At 33.6% G+C, this 8754-nt stretch carries 8 protein-coding genes and 1 pseudogene; 6 read left to right on the forward strand and 3 right to left on the reverse strand.

Features of this window, described 5'->3' with window-relative positions; genetic code table 11:
- Positions 1-10: 10 nt before the first annotated feature.
- The 3 genes from EA365_08880 to EA365_08890 are packed head-to-tail and all read right to left on the reverse strand — an operon-like array spanning position 11 to position 2889.
- On the reverse strand, positions 11-1006 hold the full coding sequence (locus tag EA365_08880) for a hypothetical protein (protein TVQ45033.1): 996 nt from the start codon (positions 1004-1006) through the stop codon (positions 11-13).
- 3 nt (positions 1007-1009) lie between these two features.
- Positions 1010-1993: a hypothetical protein gene (locus tag EA365_08885; GenBank protein TVQ45034.1), complete on the reverse strand. Its 984-nt coding sequence runs from the start codon at positions 1991-1993 to the stop codon at positions 1010-1012.
- A 35-nt stretch (positions 1994-2028) separates the two neighbouring features.
- On the reverse strand, positions 2029-2889 hold the full coding sequence (locus EA365_08890; protein TVQ45035.1) for a hypothetical protein: 861 nt from the start codon (positions 2887-2889) through the stop codon (positions 2029-2031).
- Between the two features lie 262 nt (positions 2890-3151).
- Here EA365_08890 and EA365_08895 point away from each other — a divergent pair, with 262 nt between their 5' ends.
- The 6 genes and pseudogenes from EA365_08895 to EA365_08920 all read left to right on the forward strand — a co-directional run bounded on the left by EA365_08895 (position 3152) and on the right by EA365_08920 (position 8698).
- A complete protein-coding gene (locus EA365_08895; protein TVQ45036.1) occupies positions 3152-4753 on the forward strand; it encodes an Hsp70 family protein in 1602 nt (533 codons plus the stop codon).
- A 23-nt stretch (positions 4754-4776) separates the two neighbouring features.
- Positions 4777-5832 (forward strand): hypothetical protein, encoded by a 1056-nt coding sequence (locus EA365_08900; GenBank protein ID TVQ45037.1) that lies wholly within the window; start codon positions 4777-4779, stop codon positions 5830-5832.
- Positions 5819-6445, forward strand: coding sequence for a radical SAM protein (locus EA365_08905; GenBank protein ID TVQ45038.1), 627 nt, complete (start codon positions 5819-5821; stop codon positions 6443-6445). Before EA365_08900 ends, EA365_08905 begins: the two co-directional genes overlap by 14 nt.
- A 428-nt stretch (positions 6446-6873) precedes the next feature.
- Positions 6874-8100: a MoxR family ATPase gene (locus tag EA365_08910; GenBank protein ID TVQ45039.1), complete on the forward strand. Its 1227-nt coding sequence runs from the start codon at positions 6874-6876 to the stop codon at positions 8098-8100.
- A gap of 249 nt (positions 8101-8349) precedes the next feature.
- A complete protein-coding gene (locus tag EA365_08915) occupies positions 8350-8613 on the forward strand; it encodes a type II toxin-antitoxin system Phd/YefM family antitoxin (GenBank protein ID TVQ45040.1) in 264 nt (87 codons plus the stop codon).
- Positions 8606-8698: pseudogene (locus tag EA365_08920) on the forward strand (type II toxin-antitoxin system RelE/ParE family toxin). The gene EA365_08915 and the pseudogene EA365_08920 overlap by 8 nt, the downstream one beginning before the upstream one ends.
- Positions 8699-8754 lie beyond the last annotated feature (56 nt).

Genomic DNA, 8754 nt, shown 5'->3' on the forward strand with positions numbered 1-8754 from the left:
ATACCTCAATTTAGTCAAATATATAAAACGGATCTACGTTTTTGAGAACTTGGTTAGTTGTTTCGGTTTTCAATTTCTTTAGGGTTTGGAAATAATAGTCTATGTCATAATCTTTATTAATTATTGGTAATGAACGAAGATAGGCTTTTAAGGATTCAGCAGGTTGACGAATTAATTCATAATCACGTAAATTTTTTTCCGCTAGTTGTTGTTTTTCCTTAGCTAATTGTTTTTTAGTTGGTTCTCCACAAGCTTGGTCGAATATTTCAGTGAAGGCAGCTTTCCAACTTAGGCTTTCTTTTTCGTAATTTATGGCAGCGCCATTCAAGTCTTCATAGGATTGATAGAAAGTCTGAGCTTGAGATGTAATAGTTGTGTGCAGAACAAACAACAAAGGCAAGGGTATATTGAGTAATTTTGTCCCGCAGACGATGGGAATAAAAGACCCTGTAATTAAATGACTGTTATTGACGGCAGTAACTAAGCTTTCAAAGGGGGTCAACAATTGCTCAGTAAATTCAGGTACTAAATCAACTTTAGTCAATATAATACCTAAAGATAGAGGTTGAGCCAAGTTTTGTAAAGCATTATTAACTAGAGCAATCATTCGCCCAATTTGATTAATACTGCGCTTCCCCATTAACAAGGCTTCGGAGTCACAAAATAGAAGGATACCATCCGCGGTTTTTAAATCTTGGTATAGTTTCTGGGCTTGTTCACTTTCTTGAGTTTCTCGTAAAGCTCCTCCACGATAATCTGCACAAAAAAAGCTTAAAACTTTTTGCCCCTGATATTTCAGATAAAATTCATAATCATTCCTTTGGTCTGTAGCCATAGGGTATTTTCCTTGGCGGATAGCTTCTGCTAAACTAAGCCAGCGGGTGTGTTCTTGATTATCTACAGCTTTAAGTCGAAACCCTGTAATATCTTGTTGCATTACTCCATATAGAGATGCCATATAAGTGGTTTTTCCGACTCCTGTATGACCTAACATGACAATTTTCATAATTTATAGAGAAAAAGGATCTTTTTTTTGGGTTGAATTAGAAGATTGTTCTTTAGAAGTGGGCTTGAGTTGAAAGTTCATATCAGTATTTGGTTGAGATTGTGGTGGTTGTTTGGGAGATTTAGATAATAAACTTCTTAATTTACTTAATTCTTTGTTAATATCTCTGCTTAAAATTCCTTTGATTCCACTTGCGATTCTCAAAAATAATTTTCTTGGTTTCTTATTTTGATGTATCTGCGAAATAGACGTGTTATTGGTATTCTCTTGCTGCGTAGAATTATGCTCAGATGTTGATTGCTCATTATTATCTGATAAACTCGATTGGCTATATCTATAACTATTTGATTCTAAACAGAGAGAAAATGCCGTATCGTTGTTTATTTGTATTTTTTTAGAAGCTTTTAGCCAAACTTTTTCACGTTCTTCTAGTGTATTAGAGAATATCTGGTTAATTTGATTAGGTTTTGTAGAACTAAAATCTCCATCATTTTCAGTTAGTAGGTTGATATTGACTGATAAATAATTTATACTTTCGTAATTACTCAGATGAACAGTTTTATTGTAACTTTTCTCTTGCCAACGTTGTCTAACTAAATCATATAGAGGTTTAAATAGACTTAAATCCTTATATGAATAAGCAGGAATAGGCGGAAAACCGCCATCATTTTTAGGACGAGCTACATAACCCACAAAAACATAAAGAGTACGATTATGTTGATCTTGGGTGTACTGTTGAGCACTAGTAATTTCTGATGCTAATAATTCTTTGACCCTAGAGGTTATACCTACTATACAGTAATTTTTAGTTTTCCATAAACACCAACGAGGGTTATCCTGAAGTTTTTCTGGCTCTTTAGTAGTACTATTTATTAACTTTTCAACCTCTTTTTTTTCGTTTTCGTTAAAATCCTTGGGAATAGCGAGTAAGCGAAAATCTAGTTCGTAAGTTCTACCATAAATAATTGCTGCCCATTTTTCTGTCATTCTTTACCTCTTGATCATTATTATATATTAACCTATTAATTGTTCAAGCTATTTAATAAAGTAGAAGCATTATTAATATAAGTTTCTAAGGTTTTTACAGGTTCAATAATAGGTTGTATTTTTTGATATGTTTGCCTACTTTTAAGATAACTATCAGAAGCTAATTCACTATATGTCGGTTCTTCATTAAGAGTTTGCCATATTTCTTTCAAAAATCCTTTAAAGCTTTCGCTTTTTTGTTGATATTTTTGAGCCTTTTTTTGATGCTCACTCATTTCTTTATATAAACCCGATAAATAGTTGCTGATTCCAATTTGCAAAGCATACAACACTGGTAATTCTACGTTAATATTTTTAACTCCACAAGCCACTGGAATTATTTTTCCTGTCATAGATTTATTAGCCGATATGCCTTGTAATAAACTTTGGAAGGGTTGTAAATGCTGTTTATTTAGGTTAGGGACTAAATCCGTTTTTGTCAGAACTATTCCTAAAGTTAGAGAATGGTTTAAACATTGAACACTATTGTTTACTAAGCTAATCATTCGACCTATTTGATTATGGCGATTATTCTTACATACTAAAGCCTCAGCATCACAAAACATTAAAATTCCATCAGCCTTTTTTAAATCATTAAAAAGTAATCGTGCTTGTTCGCTATTTTGAGTTTCTCGGAGCGATCCACCACGATGATCCGCCCAACAAAAATCAAAAATCTTTTTTCCCTGATAGTATAAACCAAATTGATACTCATCACGCTGAGCTGTGGGGTCTGGATATTCTCCCCTGTGGATATTTTGGGAAAGACGAAGAAGTCGCTCATGTTCATGATTATTCATAGCTCGCAAACTAAAGCCTCTTATTTCTTGTTGTAGAGCGCCATACATAGCTGACATATACGTAGTTTTACCTACACCGGGATGTCCAATTTCAATTATTCGCATATAGTATCTGTAGATTCACTGAAAAATTATTCGGTTGACAAAATGCTAAGGTTTTAGAGAAAATCTTAACTATATTTACCTAAACTAACTTGACTTAGTTAGGAATATAAATGTTATAATACAGTATAATTGATTTCCTGGGTTTTTACTTCAAATATTTTTTGAGATTTCCTGGAAATTTTTTAAGCCTTAAGTTGAATATCAAAAAAAACTTATGTCAGGGTTAAAAATTGGTCTTGATTTTGGGACAACTAATTCCATTATATCTTTATTAAATAGTAATCAAGAATTAGAAACATTTCAATATGATCCTCTTGGTAATAAAGATGAATATATTCCTTCATTTATTAGTTATGAAGATAATGAAATTGAAATAGGCACAGCAGCAAAAATTACAGCTCTTAATAATCCTGCTGTTGAATCCTATGCTAACTTTAAAATGCGTCTTCCTTTAGAAGAAAATGATTATTTAGCTTATTTTGCTGAAGGTCGCACTCCAAGTACCGTTACTAAAGATTATCTTGAAGAACTCTTACTATCTAAAAATAATATTTATAGCTTTTTACAACAAAAAGGTGAAATCGAAGGTATTGTTGTTTCTGTTCCCGAAATTTGGCAAAGAGATATTTGTAATCTAGGTCGAGAAAGACTCAAAGCGATTGTTCAAGAATTAGGTTTACCTTTAATACAACTTGTTAGTGAACCTGTTGCTGCTGCTGCTTACTACTCTTGGCTATTTAATCATTCTCCTCAATCAAAAACAACAGAGCCGTTTTATGGCAATTTATTGGTATGTGATATGGGAGGTGGGACTTTTGATGTCAGTTTGTGTCATCTTCGACAAGATAACAAGGTAGAAGTTCTTTATTTTGACGGGGAAGGAAATAAAAGCTTAGATGTAGCTGGAGTAGCTTTTGATCGTTACTGTGTACAAATTGCTTATAGTAAGCTACATGATTACACTGGAGATGAATCTAGTTTTGAATTTAAGCGCTTACAAAGAGAGTTTGAAACTGTAAAAATTACACAACAAGACAAAATACGTAAGCGACTAGAAAACTATCTTGAGTCACCAGAAGATTTTGTTGACAAAGTAGCTTGTACTTTTGGAGGAATTTATTCGATTTTATGTCGAGATTTAGTTGAAGCTTTTCTGCCAATTCGTCAAGCAATTGAAAAAGTTATTAACAGAGTTAAAGCCGAAATAGCTAAACAAAGTTATAGTATTGATAGAATATTATTTGTCGGAGGTTTTTCTCAATTTATCTTGGTTAAAAAGGCAGTTTTATCGGCTTTAAATTTTGACAACTGTAATTGTTTAGAAGAAAGTTTAAATCTGACTCAAAGAGCTTATGCTATTGCCTATGGTGCTTGTTTGATTGCCAATGATTTAATAGATCCTGTTGAAAAGTTTATTCACAAAATGGGTATTGTTATTGATACTATTAATCCTGAAAATTGTCAAAAGGAAGAAAAGTTAATTGAAATTATTGGCGGTGATATAAGCTTAGAAAATTTATTTAGACCACAATTTCCTGAAATTCCACCTTTAGTAGCTTTTCAACCAAACCAACCTTTATCAATTACTTTATGGATTGAGCCTCAGTCTCAAGGGAAAAAATTTAAATATACTCTTCCTGATCAAATTCAATTACCTTGCTATTCTTCTAGAGCTAAATGGCGTGTCGGGATGCGGGTAGATCGGTCTCAGTTAGCCTATTTAATTGTAGAGGAAGTTTTTCAAAAACAACAGGTTGAATATCCATTAGGTAATTTAACCGCTACTTTATTTCCTACTTTTGTACTTTTGGAATAATTTTAGTTATTTTTGCAATATTTATGAATAATTTAGAAACCGAGTTAAAGAAAATTAAACAATTGATTGCAGGGATTGAAAACTCTAAAAATTTAACCGAATTTCAATCAATTAAGTTACCCTTACAACTAATTCAAGCAAGTTTTGAGCTATCTCAATGCTTAATGTCTCCCGAAATCATTCAACAAATTAGTAAGGAGGATGAAGATAGTTTAGATGCTTGGGTAATTACTTTGAGTCACATTCTACCAATGCAAAATATGATAATTAATACATGGCTAAATCAATTAAAAAATTTATCTATTCCTATAAGTTTAGTACAAAAACTTGCAAATCATCATTATTTTTTAGAACAAATTCAAGAAAAACATAGCAGATTATTGCAATCAGCTTCCCAATTATTAGCTCAAGAGGAATTTTTAGAAAATCAACAACAACAATATCTTCAAATTCAGGAAAAAATCCAAAAATTAACCTTGATTGAATCCCAACTTCAAGGAATTAATGTAGAAGCTTTAAAAGCTGAAATTGACCAACAAGCCGATAGAATCGAACCCGAAGCTAAAAAATTGGCAGAACTTCAACAAAAACGTTTTGATCTAAATAAAAAAATTCAAGAATTAGAGGAAGAAAAACAAAAACTTGATGGAGAAATAGAATATTTAGAAATAAGACATCAAAAATTAACGTCAATAACTAGTCATAAAACTGAAGTGTTAAAAAGTTTAATTGTTGGGGAACAACCTTTACTTGAGGAAATCACTACCAATCTCGATTCAGAATTACAGTTAAATCGAGAAAACTATCGTCAAACTTGGGAAGCTTTACAGAAAATGATTCAAGCTTCAGAAGAGTATTATAATCAAAACCTAGAGTTACAAAATTCTTTTCAACTTCATTTTGAGAGCAATCGAGAATTTAGTCAAAAGCTTGTAGTTGATCAATCAAAAATACAACAATTTTTAACTACTCTAGAAGATACTCTCCAACAATTAGATGAAGAATTAGCTGTAGCATACAAGCTATTAGAAAATGCCAAACGTAAACAAGAATTTAGATTTGGTTATGACCCTACTTAATATAGCTGAAATTTGTACCACCACCCAAACTCTAGGACCTGGTAAAAGGTTTGTTATTTGGTTACAGGGATGTTGTTTTCGCTGTCCCCAATGTGTTTCTCCCGACTGGATACCGCAAAAACCTGCTCATTTAATTGACCCAGTTCGTCTTGGTGAATTGATTCTTTCTATCCCAGATTTAGAAGGTTTAACAATCTCAGGGGGAGAACCCATGTTACAAGCAAAAGGGCTATTAGAGTTATTTACTTATTTGCGTCAACGTCGAGAACTATCTATTATTTGCTATAGTGGCTTTACATTAGAACAACTTTGCACTAAATCAAGTTTAGCTATTGACTCAATTTTAGCCATGATCGATGTTCTTATTGATGGTCAGTATATAGCAGAACTAGATGATAATCTTGGTTTGCGTGGCTCTTCTAATCAAGTAGTTCATTTTCTTTCCTCTCACTATATTTCCCAAGTAGATATGTTTACTAAGGGAAAACGAAACGTAGAAATTCATCTCCTTGGGGAACAAGCTTTATTGGTTGGTGTTCCTCCTCAAAATTTTATTAACCAGTTTCATGCAATAGTTGGTGGTGAGCAAGTTGTCCATCAGAAGAAAGACTAACTTTCTCCAAATTCTTTAACAGAATAAACTAAGTCTAGGCTTAAATGGAAGGTTCGTGCAACCAGGGGCAATCAGTCGCTGAAAGTATTGATATACAACAGTTTTAGTGATTACCCTTTTCTTTAAAATTGATGAAGTACAAAAAGTGATCGATAATCTGCGAGCCTGTTGGGCTGATCTCTAAGCTGTTCCGCAGTTAAATTTTAAGAACAATCTAGGCTAATAAAAGATCACAGATCCCGAAATATTCAGTTTACGTGCGTATTAGCTTATCTAATTTTGTAGATTAAAAAGTTGCTGACTTTTGAGAGAGCGACTTTTTTTTTCTTCTTTTATCAAAAACTAAGCTATTGTACCAATCCTAATCTCTAGGCTCATTTTATCCGCTATCGCGTTCAGATTTTGATAATTTACAACAAGTTTAAGACATGAACGCAAATAACGGAAAGCTCATCAATACTGAGGACACCCAAATTATCCCAATAGTTCCCTCTCAACCCACCTTGCAACAAAGGCTACAATCTTTGGAACGGGAATTAAATACGCTTTTTCTAGAACGAGAAACATTAATACGCTTGATGACTACTGGATTACTAGCCAAAGCTAATGGTTTTATCGGTGGTCTTCCAGGAACTGGTAAAACGGCTTTAACTAAGGCTTTAGCTTCAGCATTTGAGGGTAACTGCTTTTATTATCTAGTAAGTCGAACTACTGTACCGGATGAAATAATTGGCGCTATTGATTTGATTGCCCTTCAGCAAGGTAAGGGTTTTGTGCGCGACTTATCTAAAGGTATCGTTAACAGTCACATTGCCATATTAGATGAAGGTTTTAAAGGTAACAGCGCCACTTTAAACTCTTTGTTGGGTATCATTTTAGATAAAGAATTCAACAACGGCGGACAAATAGTCAAGTCTCCTCTTAACTCTCTGTGGATTTGTTCTAATGAGTTGCCTGAGAATAACGAAGAGGCTAATTTAATGGCTTTTTGGGACAGACTTCCTCTTCGGTTTTGGGTTCACGAATTGTCCATTCAAGGAAAAATAACCCTAATGCGTCGTACGGCGGGACTTGAAGCTATCCCAACAGTTCAGACTCAGTTTTCTTTAACTGAACTATCTACTCTACAATCAGAAGCGGCAAATATTCCGATTAACGATAGTGTGATAGAAGCGATTGCTCTGCTCACCCAAGAGTTGGAAAATAAGCACGGGTTGGTAATTAGCTCAAGAAAACATAACCAATTAGTAGAATTAATCCGATGCTATGCTTATTCTTGTGGTGAAACAGAAGTTGATGATGAGCATCTAGAATTGCTGAAGCACACCCTCTGGAACAAACCATCTGAGCAACCTTTAATCGCCGAACTTCTCAAGAAATTTGGTAATCCTCTAACTGAAAAGATTAATCTGATGTTAGAAGCAGCAAAAACTTCCTTCCAATCGATTCCTGGTTTTGATGGCATGGAACGCACCAAATGGGTTACTCAAGCAACCTCATCTGATACAGAGTTAAAAGAAATCGAGCAACAATTTAATGAGTTACTAAGTCAAAATGCTCAAAAGAAAATCTCTAAGAAGATTGAGTCTGCTTTAATCAAAGTTCAAAGTTACCGTCTCAGTATTAAAAACAAAATCTTAGAACTATATAAATAGGCACTCAAACTCAGTCAAGTCGTAGCAAAAACATCTACGGCTTGATTTTTTTTTGCCCTTCATATCAAGTTCGGGTGAATACTTACGATAAAAGTGAGGTAAGGCAGGAGGAAAAGAAAAAGGTATCAAGGAAAAAATTTATTATAACTAATTAAACGGACATGATATCACTCATAGTATTTACAATAACATTATTAAATAGACATTTTTGCTATAATGAACAAAATAGTCAAAATATGGGGGAAAGCAATGAAAACGTACACTCTGACTGAAACAAGGAATCAACATGGTGAAGTTTTTGATCTAGCTCAAGTTGAGCCAGTCTTAATCACTAAACAAAAAAGACCAACTCATGTGATTATTTCTGCTCAAGCCTATCAAAAATTAATCAACAGGTTAGAGGAACTTGAGGCTCTTAATTTAGGAAATCAGGCTCAAATAGCACTAAATCAATCAAAAATGGTAGGTAGTGACGAATTCACAGCCGCACTAGAAGAGATTGCCAATGGCTAAACTTGATGGGCTACAATCTGTCTTGGATTTTCTCAAAGATTTACAACCCAAAATAGCGGCTCAAATTGCCAAAAAAACATTATCTTAAATCCTGGGCAAAAGGATTATTTAGTAAGATTTCTAATGACTTAGCACCAGGTC

Source organism: Gloeocapsa sp. DLM2.Bin57, from assembly GCA_007693955.1.
Classification (GTDB): Bacteria; Cyanobacteriota; Cyanobacteriia; order Cyanobacteriales; family Gloeocapsaceae; genus Gloeocapsa.